This window comes from Bacillus sp. FJAT-26390 (genome assembly GCF_001682865.1).
In the GTDB taxonomy this organism is placed as follows: Bacteria; Bacillota; Bacilli; order Paenibacillales; family Paenibacillaceae; genus Pristimantibacillus.
Genome location: NZ_MAQX01000006.1, coordinates 33,648 through 50,660, shown reverse-complemented (window position 1 = coordinate 50,660; position 17,013 = coordinate 33,648). Strand labels below are relative to the sequence as shown.

Genomic DNA, 17,013 nt, shown 5'->3' with positions numbered 1-17,013 from the left:
CAGTGAAAGAGAAGAAACGTGTTGCCGTAGATCAACAGACGAAAGTCATACCGGTTCAATGGGACGCTACGTTTTTTTTCGAACGTGCGGTTCGGTCGCTTGATCGATTCCATTATGACAAGGCACTTAAATATTTTCGTCGCGCCGTAGAATACGAGCCGGAAAACCCGGTAAACCATTGCAATATGGCAGGCATTCTTTCTGAGCTTGGCAATTATGAAGAGTCGAATCGTATTTTAGGGTGGATTGTGGATGAGCTCGATCCTACCATGACGGAGTGCCATTTCTATATGGCGAACAATTTTGCCAATATGGAGCAATATGAAGCGGCCGAAGGCTCGCTTATTAAATATTTGGAAGAAGATTCGGAAGGGCAATTTCTTGATGAAGCGGAAGATATGATGGACCTTCTGCATTTTGAACTGGAGCGCCCTACGCGTCTGACGAACATAAAATCGCGTGAAGGCATGGTCGAGCATGACCTGGCCCGTACGCTTCTTGAAGAAGGCAAATTCACCGAGGCTGTTCGCATATTGGAAAAAATCATTGAAGGCCAGCCGGAGTTTCTGGCTGCGCGCAACAACTTGGCGTTAGCCTATTATTATATGGGCATGTTCGATAAAGCCATGGATACGATTCATGAGGTGCTGGAGATCGAATCCGGCAATTTGCATGCGCTGTGCAACCTTGCTATTTTCTATCAGCACAAGAATGATGAGCAAAGCTTGCAGCCGCTTGTTGAGCTGCTTACGAAGACGGTTCCGTTTCATCAGGAGCATGTGTTTAAACTGGCAACCACTATGGGCATCTTAGGAGAGCACGGAGCTGCTCATAAGCACTTCACCAGGCTGCTGAAAGATTCAGAGCTGACCCAGGATCCTAGCCTGTATCATTATGCGGCTGTCGCCGCTTGCAATATCGGGCGTTATCAGGAGGCCGAGCGGCTGTGGAAGCAGACGATCAAGCTCGATCCGACATCGGGCATTCCTCATTATTATATGGAGCAGTTGGAGCTTGTCCGCAGCGGAGAGCATACCGCGTCCATTAGCTACCACTACCATCTGCCGTTTGAAGAGCAGTTCAAGCTGTGGGAGAAGTCCTCGGACGGCATTCCCGATCATCTCAAGCGTGATCCGCTCGTTCGCTCGTCGTTCTTCTGGGCTTTGCGCCACGGCGACCAGCATACGAAGCTGCAGGTCATCCAAGCGCTTGGCATGATTGCCGACAGTGAAGTGAAGGATGTGCTTCAGACTTTCCTGCTGGAGCGGGACGAGGATGATTACTTAAAGCGCATTGCCATCTTCGTACTGCGTACGATGGGTGTTCAAGAGCCTTTGCGAGTGGTGCTCGAAGGGAAGGAAACGGTCATCGAGCCGAACCGCGTACCTTCAAGGCTGCCTGTGTGGGAAGATAAATGGCAAGCTGTAGTTGAAACGGCTCTGGGCCGCATGAGCAAGCAATATGATTTGGTTCAGCAGCATGATTTGATGACCTTGTGGGTAGAATTTCTGTCGCGCGTGTATCCGGACGTTCCGAAGCTGACCAAGCCGGAGGGCTGGGCTGCTGCTTTGGAATACCTAACGGCGAAGATGCACCGGCGGGCGATTTCCTATCACGAGGTTTCGGTACGCTATGGCACGTCGATTGCTACAGTCAGCAAAAACGTCAAGATGATTGACGAGGTTTGCGGCATCAAAGAGAAGATGAAATCCATTAGCTCTGTATTCGCTACACAGGAAATGCAGGACGAATAAACTTTTACGAGGTGAATGTTATGTACAAATCCATTATTATCGGTACCGGCCCTGCCGGACTTACAGCGGCTATCTACTTGGCTCGCGCCAACATGAGCCCGCTTATTATTGAAGGTCCTGAGCCAGGCGGACAGCTGACGACTACGACCGAGGTTGAGAACTTCCCTGGTTTTCCGGAAGGCATTATGGGTCCTGAGCTTATGGAGAATATGCGTAAGCAAGCGGAGCGCTTTGGCGCTAAGTTTATTACGGGCTGGGTAAACAGCGTGGATATGTCCGAGCGTCCATTCAAGCTTCAAGTGGAAGGTCACGGCGAGCTGGTAGGGGAGAGCATCATTATCTCGACTGGCGCATCGGCAAGATATCTTGGCATTCCAGGCGAGAAAGAAAATGTCGGACGCGGCGTCAGCACATGCGCAACTTGCGACGGATTCTTCTTCCGCGGCAAAAAGATCATCGTTGTTGGCGGCGGCGACTCCGCGATGGAGGAAGCAAGCTTCCTTACGCGCTTTGCCTCGAACGTTGAGCTTGTTAACCGCCGGGATGAGCTTCGCGCTTCCAAAATCATGCAGGACCGCGCTCGCGAGAACGAAAAGATCAGCTGGAGCCTGAACCGTACGCCGGTTGAGGTTGTAGCAAGCGGCATGGGCGTTACCGGACTTAAAGTTCGTGACAATACGACAGGCGAAGAGGATGTTATTGAAACGGACGGCATTTTCATCGCAATCGGCCATACGCCGAATACGAAGTTCCTTGCCGGACAAATCGATACTGACGACCATGGTTACATTGTCGTGAAACCGGGCACTTCCGAAACGAACGTACCGGGCGTATTCGCATGCGGCGACGTGCAAGACAGCAAATACCGCCAAGCGATCACAGCAGCCGGAAGCGGCTGTATGGCAGCTCTAGACTGCGAGAGATACCTTGAAGGCGCGATTACTCATGACTGGAGCAAATCGCTTTAATTGTTGGCGAACAGCTTCATAGGATACAGAGGAGGCTATACCAGCAGAGCGATCTGCTTGAGGGTATAGCCTTTTCAATAGCCGAGAGCGCTTGATTTGCAAGCATTCCGCTATCTTGACCAGAGGGTTAAGGTCGCTTATAGTGTTACAGAGAAGATTAACATATTGATGAGGTGGACTAGTGATGTCTGAAAAGATTTACGTTGGGGTCGATGTCGGCGGAACTGCTATTAAGGTAGGCATTTGCAATGCGGATGGACAATTGCTTCATACGTATGAAGGGCCGACGGAGGCGAGTAAAGGAACGGACACTATCCTTCAAAATATTGCAAAGTACGCGCAGCAAATCGTAGCTGAATCAGACTATGATTGGGAGCAGGTTGACGGTGTAGGCGTCGGTATTGCGGGCTTCCTTGACATTCCAAACGGAATAGTGAAATTTGCGCCAAACTTGAAAATTGAGAACGTCAATTTGAAAGCTTATTTGGAGCAAGAGCTGAACAAAACGGTTAAAGTAAATAATGATGCGAATGTTGCCGCACTTGGCGAAGCTTGGGGCGGAGCGGGTAAAGGCATAGGGCACTGCGTATGCTACACGCTCGGAACAGGCGTAGGCGGCGGCATTATTATAGAAGGTAAAATTGTTGAGGGCTACATGGGAATGGCAGGAGAGCTTGGGCATATGGCAATTGTGCCTGATCTGGAAGCTATTCAGTGCGGCTGCGGGAAAATGGGCTGCTTGGAAACCGTATCATCAGCTACAGGCATTATCCGTATGGCGAAAGACGCTGTTGAACGCGGCGACCGCACATCGCTTTCGCAGGTAGAGGACATTATGGCGAAGGACGTTCTGGATGCGGCGAAAGCCGGAGATGAAGTTGCAACGCGCATCGTTAACCGCGCAGCTTATTATTTGGGCAAATCGATGGCCATGATCGCGATCGTGCTTAACCCGCAATATTTCATTATTGGCGGCGGCGTTTCGAAAGCGGGAGACTTCCTATTCGATCAAATTCGCGAAGTATTTGAAAAATACACGCAAGATCAAGCCAAAGAGAACGTGAAAATCGTTGCGGCTACGCTTGGCAACAACGCTGGTGTAGTTGGCGCGGCTGGACTTATTCTAAGAGGTTAATTGGATAAATAGGCTTGCATTCGCGAGCCTTAGCATATTCTTATGATGTAGGCTTGCATTTGCAAGCCAAGGCATATCCTTACGAAGTAGGTTTGCGTCCGCAAACCTTTTGGGAGGTTTATTCATGGAAACGACAGCAGCAGTAGCAAAGCTTGTCATTATAACCGGGATGTCTGGCGCGGGCAAGACCATTGCTGTCCAAAGCCTGGAGGATCTCGGTTTCTTCTGCGTAGATAATTTACCACCCGTACTTATACCTAAGTTTGCAGAGCTGATAGAGCAGTCGAATGGCAAAATCGGAAACGTGGCGCTCGTTATTGATTTGCGTGGACGTGAATTTTTCACGGCGCTGTCCGAATCGCTTGCTTATATCAAGGAGCATTACACGCTCAGCTGCGAAATTTTATTTTTAGATGCAACCGATGCGGTGCTTGTTCAGCGGTACAAAGAGAGCCGCCGCCGGCATCCGCTCGCTCCGGACGGAATGCCGCTTGACGGCATTCGGAATGAACGCCGCTTGCTGGAGGATTTAAAGGGCTGGGCGTCGCAGGTTATCGATACGAGTATTTTGAAGCCGGCTCACTTGAAGGAACGAATTATTTCGCACTTCACGAATTTGGAGCAAAACAGCCTTTCCATCAATGTAACCTCCTTTGGCTTCAAATACGGCATACCGATTGACGCTGACCTCATCTATGACGTTCGCTTCTTGCCTAATCCGCATTATGTCGAGCATCTGCGCCCGAATACCGGTCAAAACCCCGATGTGTACGAATACGTCATGAAATGGCCTGAAACACAGCAGTTTCTTACAAAGCTCCTAGACATGCTGCAGTTCCTTATTCCGCTATATCGCAAGGAAGGGAAAAGTCAGGTTGTTATCGGTATTGGCTGCACGGGCGGCAAGCATCGTTCCGTTGCCATTGCTGAATATCTGGGACGCATGCTCGGCAGCAGTGATACGGAACGCGTGCGTGTCAGCCATCGCGATGCCGAGCGTGACAAGCATTGACGGGGTGATAGAATGCAGAGTAGACACAAAATTATGAGACGTCCGAAGATTGTCGTCATAGGCGGCGGTACCGGACTCTCTGTCATGCTGCGAGGGCTGAAAGAGAAGCCGCTCGATATTACGGCTATTGTGACGGTTGCCGACGATGGAGGCAGCTCGGGCATTTTGCGCAATGAGCTGCAAATCCCTCCGCCAGGCGACATTCGCAACGTGCTTATGGCACTGGCTGACGCAGAGCCTTTGTTAACGGAGGTTTTGCAATATCGTTTCAAAACGGTTCCAGGGCTTGCAGGACATAGTCTAGGCAACCTAATGCTGGCAGCGATGACTGATATATCTGGAGACTTCGTCACCGGTATCCGAGAGCTTAGCCGCGTCCTTGCGGTTCGAGGGCGGGTGCTGCCCGCAGCGGGGCGATCAATCGTGCTTAAAGCGGAAATGGCTGACGGCTCCATCGTGACCGGAGAATCCATGATTCCGAAAGCGGGCAAAGTGATCAAGCGGGTGTTTTTGGAGCCGGCTGACGTAGAGCCGCTGGAGGAAGCGGTTGAAGCGATCGAGCAAGCAGACGCAATATTAATTGGACCGGGCAGCTTGTATACAAGTATTATTCCGAATCTGCTCGTTCCTAAGCTTGCGAGTGCGATTGTCGAATCGGAAGCCGTTAAGCTATTTGTGTGCAACGTGATGACGCAGCCCGGCGAGACCGATAATTATTCGGTTGGCGATCATTTGGATGCGATTCATTCCCATATCGGCCATCATTTATTTGATTATGTAATCGTGAATGACGGTGAAATTCCGCCGCAGATCGAAAGCAAGTATGCGGAGCTTGGCGCGAAGGCCGTTCATCTAGATCTGGATGCGGTGACGCAAAAGGGTTATGAGGTCATTGCAGACCGCCTTGTTTTATTCCGAACTTTTTTGAGGCATGATGCCGAACGTTTAAGCCATCATATATATAAGCTGGTTGAGAATTGGATGTTACGAAAGAGGTGATACACAATGTCATTTGCGGCACAAACAAAGAAAGAGCTGACATTAATTGAAGCGGACAGCTGTTGTGAGCGAGCGGAGCTATCTGCACTCATACGGATGAATGGTTCGGTTAGCGTGTCTAGCCGCAAAGTCGTTTTGGACATCTCAACGGAAAATGCCGCCATAGCCAGAAGAATTTACTCCCTGCTCAAAAAGCATTATGAGCTGCATGTTGAGCTGCTCGTCCGCAAGAAGATGAGGCTCAAAAAAAATAATGTCTATATCGTCCGTATTCCGGCAGGCGTACAGGAAATATTGAGCGAGCTAAAAATTGTATCCGAAGGCTTTATGTTCAACCTTGGCATCGACAAGGAAATCATTCGGAAGCCATGCTGCAAACGTTCCTATTTGCGCGGCGCGTTCCTAGCGGGCGGTTCCGTCAACAATCCGGAAGGCTCCTCTTATCATTTGGAGATTTCGTCGATGTACCAAGAGCATTGCGAGTCGCTCGTCGACCTTGCAAACAAATTTGATCTAAACGCTAGATGCATTGAACGTAAAAAGGGTTTTATCTTCTACATCAAAGAGGGCGAGAAAATAATCGAGCTCCTCAATATTATTGGCGCGCATCAAGCTTTATTCAAGTTTGAGGATGTCCGAATCATGCGCGATATGCGAAATTCGGTAAACCGAATCGTCAATTGCGAGACAGCCAATCTGAACAAAACGATTGGAGCAGCCGTTCGTCAGATCGAGAACATTAAGCTGCTGCAGCGTGAAGTCGGTTTGGATAGCCTGCCTGATAAGTTGAAGGAGGTAGCCGAAATCAGGCTGCAGCATCCGGATATGAATCTGACAGAGGTTGGTGAAATGCTAAGCGGAAAGGTCAGTAAGTCAGGCGTAAACCACCGTTTACGTAAAATTGATGAACTTGCGGAAAAAATCCGTGGGGTCTGAGCTTTTATGCTAGTGCATGAACTGGTATAATGATATAATAATTCAAAATGACTTAATTTAAAAAAGATAAGAAGGCCAAACTATACTTATCTTTGACCGGAAAAGAGCTTTTGCAGCCAGAAGACGGCAATTAGAGCCGTTAACGCTTTTGCCGCATGCTAATGATTGAGTAAAATATAGGGGGTATGGTTTCCATGACAAGGCTTCCGGTTGTTGTTCGTCTTAAGACGGGACTTCATGCAAGACCTGCAGCATTATTCGTACAAGAAGCGAACAAATTTTCCTCCGAAGTATTTGTAGAGAAAGACGACAAAAAAGTGAATGCGAAATCCATAATGGGAATTATGAGCTTAGCAATCAGTTCTGGCACTGAGGTATCCATTAGTGCAGAGGGTTCGGATGCAGAACAGGCTGTAAACGCTTTAGTCGCTTTAGTAAGCAAAGAAGAGTTGGAAAACCAATAAGAAAAAGGGAGAAGTCACGCAGGTTCTTAACGAGCTTGCGGCGACAGCTCTTTTTTTTTGTTGAAAAGCGTACAAAAAAACAAAAAGAGCAGGTCTGGAGATTTCTCCGTCGACCTACTCTTTTTGTTGTGATGCTGAATGTCGATTATGCCAGCTTCTCGATTACTTTATCGACCAAGCCGTATTCTTTGGCTTCAGCTGCGCTCATGAAGTAATCGCGATCCGTATCTTTCTCGATACGCTCAAGCGATTGTCCGCTGCGCTCTGCCAAGATGCCGTTCAGCTTGTCGCGCATGCCGATGATGCGTTTCGCGCGAATGGCGATATCGCTTGCTTGACCTTCTGCGCCGCCAAGCGGCTGGTGAATCATGACTTCGCTGTTCGGAAGCGCGTAGCGTTTGCCGATTGCGCCTGCCGTAAGCAGGAAAGCGCCCATGGATGCGGCCATGCCGACACAAATGGTGGACACGTCCGGTTTAATGTACTGCATCGTATCGTAGATAGCCATGCCTGCCGTAATCGAGCCGCCCGGGCTGTTAATATAAAGAGAAATGTCTTTCTCAGGGTCGTCTGCTGCCAGGAAAAGCAATTGAGCGATGATGGAGTTAGCCACAACGTCATTTACACCTGATCCTAGAAAAATAATGCGGTCTTTCAATAGGCGAGAGTAAATGTCATACGCACGCTCACCTCGATTGTTTTGCTCAATAACCATAGGAACGAAATTCATATCCAACGTAAGCCCCCTCCTCAAAAACAATGAATGGTTAAATCGTATTCTCATAATAACGGATGAAAAGTCAAAAGTCAAAGATAGTCAAACAAGTCCGTCAATCCAATAAAAAAACCGTTCCAGCGTATAGGAACGGTTAGTCTGTATCATTATAGGAGTTGCAAGCCTGATCGGCTGATTAGTTGTAATGGCGCGCCCGCAAGGAATCGAACCTAGATCTCAGCCTTCGGAGGGCTGCGTCATATCCATTGGACCACGGGCGCATGTGCATAAAATAGTCGCAAAAATGATTATATGACATTACAGATGGTAAAGCAAGGGGCGTTCAAAAATTAAATTTGTGAAAAATGTGACGGAAATCGTTTTCATAAGCAAAACGGCTCTTGCTTCAATCGAGTATTTCCGATAAACTAAAGGTGGGACTTGAAATGATACCGCGGGACATATTGAGTCCAACGTGTTTAAGCCGATACGCTAGAGGCCGATGGAGTGAAGGATGAGAGATGCGTCAGATCGTTGAACTGCAGCAGCAGCTTGTGCCTGATCTGCTTGACGTCATGAAGAAACGGTATTCGATATTGCATCAGGTGATGTTGTCGGATTTAATCGGGCGTCGCACGCTAGCGTCGACATTATCGATGACGGAGCGCATGCTTCGGGCAGAGACCGATTTTCTGAAAACGCAGGGACTGCTCGAGATTCACTCGGGGGGCATGCGAATTAGCGATTCAGGCAAGCTTTTATTAGAACAGCTTGAGCCTTTCTACAAGACGATGTTTGGTTTATCCGAGCTTGAGGAGACGATACGCAGCCATTATGGGCTTTCGCAGGTCATCATCGTAGCTGGAGATTCCGAAATATCGGCTCAAACGAAGAGAGAGCTTGGCCGGGCGGGAAGCCAGGTGCTTAACAAGGTTATGCAGCCGCATGACGTTGTGGCGGTAACAGGCGGAACGACGATTGCGCAGGTAGCGAATCAATTGGTGAGTTCCTCGCAGCTGAAGACGAACTGGTTTGTACCGGCTAGAGGCGGCCTAGGCGAGAGCTTGGACTATCAGGCCAATACGATTGCTTCTATGATGGCAAAGCGTACAGGAGCGCAATACAGGCTTCTACACGTACCTGATCATTTGGGCGAGGAAGCATTCGCGTCCATCATGCAGGAGCCTAACATTAAGGAAATCGTAGATGTCATCCGCAGTGCTCGCATCGTTGTACATGGAATCGGAGATGCTATGGTCATGGCAAGGCGCAGGCGGCTTGACCGCGAGATCATCGATGCTATGGAAGCAGAAGGTGCGCTTGCAGAATCGTTTGGGTTTTATTTTGACCGCAAGGGCGCTGTCGTGCACAAAATGCAGACGGTGGGGTTACGGCTGGAGGATATTGTGAACACTGAAGTTGTTATAGGCGTAGCCGGCGGAAAGAGCAAAGGCGAGGCAATAGCGGCGATTATGCGCTTCGGACACAATGACGTGCTCGTTACGGATGAAGCGGCGGCACTGGAAATGGTAGCCTTGATCGAGCAAGAGAAGGATTAAACAGCAAGCAAGCTAGTGGAATCATGATGATTTGCAAGGTGCTATGCTCGCAAACCAGCAAAACATCTTGAAATATATTATAAATCTTTTAAAAACGCTTAGGAGGAAACAAAAATGGTTAAAGTTGGTATTAATGGTTTTGGTCGCATCGGCCGTAACGTATTCCGCGCAGCACTGAACAACCCTGATGTTCAAATCGTGGCAGTAAACGATCTTACGGATACTGCAACACTGGCACATCTTCTGAAATATGACACAACACACGGTCAACTTGACGGTACTGTTGAAGCAAAAGAAGGCGCGCTTATCGTTAACGGACGCGAAATCAAAGTTTTCGCAGAGCGTAACCCTGCAGACCTTCCTTGGGGATCCGTTGGCGTTGAAATCGTAGTTGAATCAACTGGTATTTTCACAGCTAAAGAAAAAGCTGAGCTTCACTTGCAAGGCGGCGCTAAAAAAGTTATCATTTCCGCTCCAGCAACGAACGAAGATATTACAGTAGTTATCGGCGTTAACGAAGATAAATACGACCCTGCGGCACACACCATTGTTTCCAACGCTTCATGTACAACTAACTGTCTTGCTCCTTTCGCAAAAGTATTGAACGACAAATTCGGAATCGTTAAAGGTATGATGACAACTATTCACTCATACACAAATGACCAATCCGTTCTTGACGTTCCACATAAAGACCTGCGCCGCGCTCGTGCTGCTGCAGAAAACATCATTCCATCTTCAACTGGCGCAGCGAAAGCTGTTTCACTCGTTCTTCCAGAGCTTAAAGGTAAATTGAACGGTATGGCTATGCGTGTTCCTACGCCTAACGTTTCCGTAACTGACCTTGTTGCTGAGCTTAAAGTGAACGTAACAGTTGAAGAAGTTAACGCTGCATTCAAAGAAGCTTCGGAAGGCGCTCTTAAAGGCATCATGAACTACAACGAATTGCCGCTTGTATCAAGCGACTACAACACTGATCCTGCTTCTTCCACAATCGATGGTCTTTCGACTATGGTTGTTGAAGGCAACATGGTTAAAGTTATTTCTTGGTACGACAACGAGTGGGGCTACTCGAACCGCGTAGTTGATCTTGCTGCTTACATTGCTAGCAAAGGTCTGTAAGCAAAGAAGGCGGACGGACCGCGGCTTTCGCGCATGCGGAGCACAAGGTCTTTGATTTGCGGCTTCTAGGAGTCGTGAATCATGGGGGCGTTTCTTCTTTGAAGGAACGCCCTTCTTTTTTTTGTGGTCCTATATCTATACCTTTCCATAACACAGATTCGGGAGGTTTCATTGATGAATAAGAAAAGTGTACGTGATGTAGCAGAGCTAGCTGGTAAACGGGTATTTGTTCGCGTTGATTTCAACGTGCCGCTTGAGGATGGTAAAATTACGGATGACAAACGGATTCGCGAGACGCTTCCTACGATTAACTACCTTATCGAAAAAGGCGCAAAAGTCATTCTTGCAAGCCACCTTGGCCGTCCGAATGGTCAAGTGGTAGAAGAGCTTCGCCACACGGCTTCCGCTGTACGTTTGTCTGAGCTTCTTGGCAAGCAAGTAACGAAAGCAAACGAAGCAATCGGCGAAGCAGTAGAAGCGCAAGTTGCTGCACTGAACAACGGAGATGTGCTTTTGCTTGAAAACGTGCGTTTCTACGAGGGCGAAGAGAAAAACGATCCAGAACTAGCAAAAGCATTTGCTAAGCTTGCTGACCTATTCGTAAACGATGCATTTGGCGCCGCTCACCGTGCTCATGCTTCAACGGAAGGCATTGCACACATTCTTCCGGCTGTTTCCGGCCTTCTTATGGAAAGAGAACTAGAAGTACTAGGCAAAGCACTTAACAACCCTGAGCGTCCTTTCACGGCAATCGTTGGCGGTTCCAAAGTAAAAGACAAAATCGCGGTTATCGACAAAATGCTTGAAATTGCAGACAACGTAATCATCGGCGGAGGCTTGTCTTATACATTCTTCAAAGCACAAGGCCATGAAATCGGCAAATCGCTCGTTGACAACAGCAAGCTTGATTTGGCGCTAGAGTTCATGGAAAAAGCGAAGAAGCTAGGCAAAAACTTCTTGATCCCGGTTGATATCGTAGTTACGGATGATTTCAGCGCTAATGCAAACACGCAAATCGTTGACGTTGACAGCATTCCTGCTGATTGGGAAGGCATTGACATCGGACCGAAAACACGTGAGCTTTATGCGGATGTTATCAAAAACTCCAAATTGGTCGTATGGAACGGACCTATGGGCGTATTCGAAATCGAGCCTTTCTCCCACGGCACGCAAGCGGTTGCTCGCGCATGCGCAGAAACAAATGGCTACACGGTTATCGGCGGCGGCGATTCCGCAGCAGCGGCTGAGAAGTTTGGCCTAGCTGACAAAATGGATTTCATCTCGACAGGCGGCGGCGCTTCCCTAGAGTTTATGGAAGGCAAAGTGCTTCCAGGCGTTGTAGCTCTTAACGATAAATAATAGCTTTATCCCTATAAAATGAAATGAGGAGGATTACGCATGAGCACTAGAACACCAATTATTGCTGGTAACTGGAAAATGTTCAAAACGGTATCCGAGGCTGTTACATTTTTCTCCGAAATTAAAGGCAAGGCTGAGGTTGACGGCGTAGAGAGCGTAATTTGCGCGCCATACACAACGCTTCCGGCGCTTGTTGAAGCTGCAAAAGGAACTTCGATCGCGATCGGAGCCCAAAACGTTCACTTTGAAGACAACGGCGCATTTACAGGCGAAATCAGCGGCGTTATGCTGAAGGATCTTGGTGTTAAATACGTCATTATCGGCCACTCCGAGCGTCGCGCTTATTTTGCGGAGTCGGATGAGATCGTGAACAAGAAGGTCCACGCTTCGTTCAAAAACGGCCTTCTGCCAATCGTCTGCGTAGGCGAGAAGCTTGAAGAGCGTGAAGCAGGACAAACGAAGGACGTATGTAAAGTGCAAACGGAAGCGGCTTTCCAAGGCGTATCCGCAGCACAAGCAGCAGAAGTTGTTATCGCCTATGAGCCAATCTGGGCAATCGGAACTGGCAAGTCTTCAACTTCCGAAGATGCACAGGATGTTATCGGCTATATCCGCGGCGTAGTTGCTGATCTTTACGATCAAGCTACTGCTGATGCGGTTCGCATCCAATACGGCGGCAGCGTCAAGCCTAACAATGTTGCCGAATACTTGGGCCAAAAGGATATCGACGGCGCGCTTGTCGGAGGCGCTAGCCTAGAGCCGGCTTCGTACATCGCTTTGGTGGAGGGGGCCAAGTAATATGGCTGCTCCGAAACCTGTAGCGCTTATTATTCTTGACGGCTTCGGTTTGCGCGATGATGTGACGGGCAATGCGGTTGCACAAGCGAACAAACCCAACTATGACCGTTACTGGTCAACCTATCCGCATACAACACTGACGGCATCTGGCGAGGCAGTTGGTTTGCCGGAAGGTCAAATGGGCAACTCCGAGGTTGGCCACCTGAATATCGGTGCAGGCCGCATCGTATATCAGGATTTGACTCGAATCAGCAAATCGATCCGTGACGGCGAGTTTTACGAGAATGAAACCATTCTTGGCGCCGTGCGTCATGTGAAAACGAATAGCAAGAAGCTTCACCTGTACGGCTTGTTGTCGGACGGCGGCGTACACAGCCACATTGAGCACTTGTTCGCGCTGCTTGATCTAGCGAAGAAGGAAGAGCTTGAGGAAGTGTACATTCATGCTTTCCTAGACGGCCGCGACGTATCTCCTGACAGCGCGAAGGGTTACCTGGAGCGCCTGCAGGCGAAGATCGAAGAGGTTGGCGTAGGCCGCATTGCGACGGTTCAAGGACGTTACTATGCAATGGACCGCGACAAACGCTGGGAGCGTACGGAGAAATCCTACCGCGCCATGGTATACGGCGAAGGCCCTCAATATCTCGATCCGATTCAAGCGGTAGTTGAATCCTACGAGAAATCGGTTTATGATGAATTCGTTATGCCAACGGTTATCGTAGACGGAGAAAACAAGCCGGTAGGCCTTGTTGAATCCGAGGACGCTGTTATTTTCTTCAACTTCCGTCCTGACCGTGCGATTCAATTGTCGCAAGTGTTTACAAATGAGGACTTCCGCGGTTTTGACCGTGGCGAGAACCATCCGGTTAACCTGTATTTCGTCTGCTTGACGCTATTCAGTGAAACCGTTGGCGGATTCGTAGCGTATTCACCAAAGAACCTTGATAATACGCTTGGCGAAGTGCTCGTGCAAAACAATAAGACCCAGCTTCGTACAGCCGAAACGGAAAAATATCCGCATGTGACGTTTTTCTTCAGCGGCGGGCGCGATCATGAGCTTCCTGGCGAAACTCGCGTGCTTATCAATTCCCCTAAGGTCGCAACGTACGATCTGAAGCCGGAAATGAGCGCATATGAGCTTGCCGAGTCGACTGTACGCGAGATTGAATCAGACAAGCATGATGCAATCATTCTGAACTTCGCTAATCCCGATATGGTTGGCCACTCCGGCATGCTGGAGCCAACGATCAAAGCGGTTGAAGCGACGGATGAGTGCCTTGGCAAAGTCGTTGAAGCGGTGCTTGCCAAAGGCGGCGTTTGCATCATCACAGCTGACCACGGTAATGCTGATATGGTATTCGATGAGAATGGCCGTCCGTTTACGGCACATACGACGAATCCGGTTCCGCTTATCGTAACGAAAGCAGGAGAAACGCTTCGCGAAGGCGGCATTCTTGCCGATATCGCGCCGACGCTTCTTGATTTGCTTGAGCTGGCTAAGCCGGTTGAAATGACTGGCGTTACTCTAATTAACAAATAAAAAATATTAAAGGAGTGTTTTCTCTCATGTCAATTATCGTTGATGTATACGCACGCGAAGTACTGGATTCCCGCGGGAATCCAACTGTTGAAGTAGAAGTTTCCCTAGAGTCCGGCGGCAAAGGCCGTGCAATCGTTCCATCCGGCGCTTCCACTGGCGCTTACGAGGCTGTTGAGCTTCGTGACGGCGACAAATCCCGTTACCTTGGTAAAGGCGTTTTGAAAGCTGTAGAAAATGTTAACACAGAAATCGCTCCTGAAATCATCGGCCTAGATGCTCTTGATCAAGTAGCGATTGACCGTAAAATGATCGAGCTTGACGGTACGCCAAACAAAGCTAAGCTTGGCGCTAACGCTATCCTAGCTGTATCGATGGCAGTAGCTCGCGCAGCTGCTGACGCGCTTGATGTGCCTCTTTACACTTACCTTGGCGGATTCAACGCTAAGACGCTTCCAGTTCCAATGATGAACATCATCAACGGCGGCGAGCACGCTGACAACAACATCGACGTTCAAGAATTCATGGTTCTTCCTGTCGGTGCTGAAAACTTCAAAGAAGCGCTTCGTATCGGCGCTGAAATCTTCCACAACCTTAAAGCAGTATTGCACGATAAAGGCCTTAACACAGCTGTTGGCGACGAAGGCGGCTTCGCTCCTAACCTTGGTTCCAACGAAGAAGCAATCACAACAATCATCTCCGCTATCGAGCGCGCAGGCTACAAGCCAGGCGTTGACGTATTCCTTGGTATGGACGTTGCTTCGACTGAGTTCTTCAAAGACGGCAAATACGTGCTTGCAGGCGAAGGCAAATCGTTCACACCTGCTGAGTTCGTTGACCTTCTTGCTTCATGGGCAGACAAATACCCTATCCTTACAATCGAAGACGGCTGCTCCGAAGACGATTGGGATGGTTGGAAATTGCTTACCGAGAAACTTGGCGGCAAAGTACAACTCGTTGGCGACGATCTTTTCGTAACGAACACGGAGCGTCTATCCGATGGCATCGACAAAGGCGTAGGCAACTCGATCTTGGTTAAAGTTAACCAAATCGGTACGCTTACTGAAACTTTTGATGCAATCGAAATGGCTAAACGCGCTGGTTACACAGCAGTTATCTCCCACCGTTCAGGCGAGAGCGAAGACAGCACAATTGCTGACATCGCAGTAGCTACAAACGCTGGACAAATCAAAACAGGCGCACCGTCCCGTACGGACCGCGTTGCAAAATACAACCAATTGCTTCGCATCGAAGACCAACTTGGTTCGACTGCTCAATATGCAGGCAAAAAAGCGTTCTACAACTTGAAAAACTTCAAATAAGACGCTGCAAGCGGCTTATTGAGAAGGGTGTGCCCTATGCGGGGCATGCCCTTCTTTTTTTTACAGGGATAGATCGCGGCTGCTCGTCGGACATTAACAGTAGGAAAAGCATTCAGCGATTAGGCGGTGGCAAGCGTGGCGAAACCGGCAATAGGCATTTCGATGTATTCGCTAAGAGATCAGACCGAAATTGATTTTTTGGGGACGCTTGAGAAAGTGGCGGAGATCGGCTATAAAGCAGTTGAATTTACAGGTTTTTTCAAAACGCCGGCGATGGAGCTGAAGAGTAAGCTGGACGAACTCGGCCTCATTGCAAGCTCTGCCCACGTCCCTCTGAATTATAGCGACTCCAAGCATATGGAATCTGATTTTGCGGGGCAGATCGAATACGCGAAGGAGGTTGGCATTCCCTATATCATCACGCCTTGGTCACCGCTTCCGGAGGAGCCATCGATGGATAATGTGCTGCATTTGGTCGAGGTTTTTACGAAATGCGGCGAGCAGGTTAAAGCTTCGGGCATGCAGTATGTTTACCATACGCATGACTTTGAATTTAAGCTGGTCGATAGAATGCCGATTATTGATCATGTTTTGGCACGGGTATCGCCTGATCTGATGAAGGTCCAATTTGATTTGGGATGGATGCATATGGCTGGATATAATCCGGCTGAGTATCTTAAGAAATATAAAGGCCGCGTGCCATTGGTGCACATGAAGGATTTCTTCAAAGGGCGCAAGGATGCGGAGGTTGGAAAAGGCGAGGTCGGTTTCGAGAGGCTTATGAACGAATTCGAGCCGGCGGGCGTATCATTCATGATCGTGGAGCAAGAGCAATTCAATGTGAGCTCGCTCAAAAGCGCGGCAAACAATTACCAATATTTAAAGTCATTCGGATTTGGATAATTAACTTGATTAGCAGCTTGTCCTATTGTAATTAGTGCCCAGCTATGGTACACTCAGACTACGTGTTTTTACGGAGCTCCTATGCTGGAGGTGGAATAAATGGAAATCTTATTGAAGATCGTGCTCGTTATATTTTCTGTCGGCCTGATTGCTGTAGTTTTGTTGCAAAAAGGTAAGAGTGCAGGCTTGTCCGGAGCAATTACGGGCGGCGCTGAGCACCTGTTCGGCAAACAGAAAGCGCGCGGTTTGGATTTGTTCTTGCAGCGTTTAACAGTTGTTCTGGCAGTCGGCTTCTTCATTTTGGCGCTTGTTGTTTCTTACTTCGTAAAACAATAATCGATACACACGCAGAAAGCGAGGATATTCCTCGCTTTTTTTGTATTTTCACCATATTCGCGGATGCGCGGGTTACATTTCGTGTATACTACATGGT

The 17,013-nt window shown here is 48.7% G+C and carries 16 protein-coding genes and 1 tRNA gene; 15 read left to right on the top strand and 2 right to left on the bottom strand.

Annotated features, from left to right (window positions below; genetic code table 11):
- Positions 1 to 2: 2 nt before the first annotated feature.
- The 7 genes from A7975_RS10815 (at position 3) to A7975_RS10785 (ending at position 7,268) form a co-directional block, all read left to right on the top strand.
- Positions 3 to 1,754 carry a tetratricopeptide repeat protein gene (locus A7975_RS10815; protein WP_065385160.1) on the top strand — a complete coding sequence of 584 codons (1,752 nt, stop codon included), beginning with the start codon at positions 3 to 5 and terminating at the stop codon, positions 1,752 to 1,754.
- Between the two features lie 20 nt (positions 1,755 to 1,774).
- The gene (gene trxB / locus A7975_RS10810) at positions 1,775 to 2,722 is read left to right on the top strand and encodes a thioredoxin-disulfide reductase (protein WP_053373241.1); all 948 of its coding nucleotides are present in this window, start codon (positions 1,775 to 1,777) and stop codon (positions 2,720 to 2,722) included.
- 184 nt (positions 2,723 to 2,906) lie between these two features.
- On the top strand, positions 2,907 to 3,857 hold the full coding sequence (locus A7975_RS10805; protein WP_053373240.1) for an ROK family glucokinase: 951 nt from the start codon (positions 2,907 to 2,909) through the stop codon (positions 3,855 to 3,857).
- Positions 3,858 to 3,981: 124 nt separating this feature from the next.
- Positions 3,982 to 4,869 carry an RNase adapter RapZ gene (gene rapZ / locus A7975_RS10800; RefSeq protein WP_053373239.1) on the top strand — a complete coding sequence of 296 codons (888 nt, stop codon included), beginning with the start codon at positions 3,982 to 3,984 and terminating at the stop codon, positions 4,867 to 4,869.
- Between the two features lie 12 nt (positions 4,870 to 4,881).
- Positions 4,882 to 5,868 (top strand): gluconeogenesis factor YvcK family protein, encoded by a 987-nt coding sequence (locus tag A7975_RS10795; protein WP_053373238.1) that lies wholly within the window; start codon positions 4,882 to 4,884, stop codon positions 5,866 to 5,868.
- Between the two features lie 6 nt (positions 5,869 to 5,874).
- Complete coding sequence (whiA, locus tag A7975_RS10790; protein WP_053373237.1) at positions 5,875 to 6,804, top strand: DNA-binding protein WhiA; 930 nt, start codon at positions 5,875 to 5,877, stop codon at positions 6,802 to 6,804.
- Between the two features lie 194 nt (positions 6,805 to 6,998).
- Positions 6,999 to 7,268, top strand: a complete 270-nt coding sequence (locus A7975_RS10785; RefSeq protein WP_028609180.1) for an HPr family phosphocarrier protein — start codon at positions 6,999 to 7,001, stop codon at positions 7,266 to 7,268.
- A gap of 145 nt (positions 7,269 to 7,413) precedes the next feature.
- On the opposite strand, the gene clpP is transcribed toward A7975_RS10785, so the two are convergent.
- Positions 7,414 to 7,998: an ATP-dependent Clp endopeptidase proteolytic subunit ClpP gene (gene clpP, locus A7975_RS10780; protein ID WP_169091151.1), complete on the bottom strand. Its 585-nt coding sequence runs from the start codon at positions 7,996 to 7,998 to the stop codon at positions 7,414 to 7,416.
- Between the two features lie 191 nt (positions 7,999 to 8,189).
- A tRNA-Arg gene (locus A7975_RS10775) sits at positions 8,190 to 8,264 on the bottom strand.
- A gap of 240 nt (positions 8,265 to 8,504) precedes the next feature.
- On the opposite strand from A7975_RS10775, the gene A7975_RS10770 reads away from it, so the two are divergent.
- From A7975_RS10770 to secG, 8 genes are all read left to right on the top strand, one after another.
- Positions 8,505 to 9,542 carry a sugar-binding transcriptional regulator gene (locus tag A7975_RS10770; protein WP_053373235.1) on the top strand — a complete coding sequence of 346 codons (1,038 nt, stop codon included), beginning with the start codon at positions 8,505 to 8,507 and terminating at the stop codon, positions 9,540 to 9,542.
- Between the two features lie 114 nt (positions 9,543 to 9,656).
- Positions 9,657 to 10,661, top strand: coding sequence for a type I glyceraldehyde-3-phosphate dehydrogenase (gene gap / locus A7975_RS10765; protein WP_053373234.1), 1,005 nt, complete (start codon positions 9,657 to 9,659; stop codon positions 10,659 to 10,661).
- A 174-nt stretch (positions 10,662 to 10,835) separates the two neighbouring features.
- On the top strand, positions 10,836 to 12,020 hold the full coding sequence (locus A7975_RS10760; protein ID WP_053373233.1) for a phosphoglycerate kinase: 1,185 nt from the start codon (positions 10,836 to 10,838) through the stop codon (positions 12,018 to 12,020).
- A gap of 39 nt (positions 12,021 to 12,059) precedes the next feature.
- Complete coding sequence (gene tpiA, locus A7975_RS10755; protein WP_053373232.1) at positions 12,060 to 12,818, top strand: triose-phosphate isomerase; 759 nt, start codon at positions 12,060 to 12,062, stop codon at positions 12,816 to 12,818.
- A 1-nt stretch (position 12,819) separates the two neighbouring features.
- Entirely contained in the window at positions 12,820 to 14,358 is a 1,539-nt protein-coding gene (gpmI, locus tag A7975_RS10750) for a 2,3-bisphosphoglycerate-independent phosphoglycerate mutase (RefSeq protein ID WP_053373231.1), read from the top strand.
- Between the two features lie 26 nt (positions 14,359 to 14,384).
- Positions 14,385 to 15,677, top strand: coding sequence for a phosphopyruvate hydratase (gene eno, locus A7975_RS10745; protein WP_053373230.1), 1,293 nt, complete (start codon positions 14,385 to 14,387; stop codon positions 15,675 to 15,677).
- Positions 15,678 to 15,812: 135 nt separating this feature from the next.
- Entirely contained in the window at positions 15,813 to 16,580 is a 768-nt protein-coding gene (locus A7975_RS10740) for a sugar phosphate isomerase/epimerase family protein (RefSeq protein ID WP_065385159.1), read from the top strand.
- A 99-nt stretch (positions 16,581 to 16,679) separates the two neighbouring features.
- Complete coding sequence (gene secG, locus A7975_RS10735; protein WP_053373228.1) at positions 16,680 to 16,916, top strand: preprotein translocase subunit SecG; 237 nt, start codon at positions 16,680 to 16,682, stop codon at positions 16,914 to 16,916.
- The last annotated feature ends 97 nt before the right edge of the window (positions 16,917 to 17,013 follow it).

Excerpts from the sequence above, each read along its gene's own strand:
- clpP (WP_169091151.1), bottom strand. The coding sequence starts at position 7,998 with ATGAATTTCGTTCCTATGGTTATTGAGCAAAACAATCGAGGTGAGCGT.
- trxB (WP_053373241.1), top strand. The coding sequence starts at position 1,775 with ATGTACAAATCCATTATTATCGGTACCGGCCCTGCCGGACTTACAGCG.
- A7975_RS10770 (WP_053373235.1), top strand. The coding sequence starts at position 8,505 with ATGCGTCAGATCGTTGAACTGCAGCAGCAGCTTGTGCCTGATCTGCTT.
- gap (WP_053373234.1), top strand. The coding sequence starts at position 9,657 with ATGGTTAAAGTTGGTATTAATGGTTTTGGTCGCATCGGCCGTAACGTA.
- eno (WP_053373230.1), top strand. The coding sequence starts at position 14,385 with ATGTCAATTATCGTTGATGTATACGCACGCGAAGTACTGGATTCCCGC.
- A7975_RS10795 (WP_053373238.1), top strand. The coding sequence starts at position 4,882 with ATGCAGAGTAGACACAAAATTATGAGACGTCCGAAGATTGTCGTCATA.
- rapZ (WP_053373239.1), top strand. The coding sequence starts at position 3,982 with ATGGAAACGACAGCAGCAGTAGCAAAGCTTGTCATTATAACCGGGATG.
- A7975_RS10760 (WP_053373233.1), top strand. The coding sequence starts at position 10,836 with ATGAATAAGAAAAGTGTACGTGATGTAGCAGAGCTAGCTGGTAAACGG.
- A7975_RS10785 (WP_028609180.1), top strand. The coding sequence starts at position 6,999 with ATGACAAGGCTTCCGGTTGTTGTTCGTCTTAAGACGGGACTTCATGCA.
- A7975_RS10805 (WP_053373240.1), top strand. The coding sequence starts at position 2,907 with ATGTCTGAAAAGATTTACGTTGGGGTCGATGTCGGCGGAACTGCTATT.
- secG (WP_053373228.1), top strand. The coding sequence starts at position 16,680 with ATGGAAATCTTATTGAAGATCGTGCTCGTTATATTTTCTGTCGGCCTG.
- gpmI (WP_053373231.1), top strand. The coding sequence starts at position 12,820 with ATGGCTGCTCCGAAACCTGTAGCGCTTATTATTCTTGACGGCTTCGGT.
- whiA (WP_053373237.1), top strand. The coding sequence starts at position 5,875 with ATGTCATTTGCGGCACAAACAAAGAAAGAGCTGACATTAATTGAAGCG.
- tpiA (WP_053373232.1), top strand. The coding sequence starts at position 12,060 with ATGAGCACTAGAACACCAATTATTGCTGGTAACTGGAAAATGTTCAAA.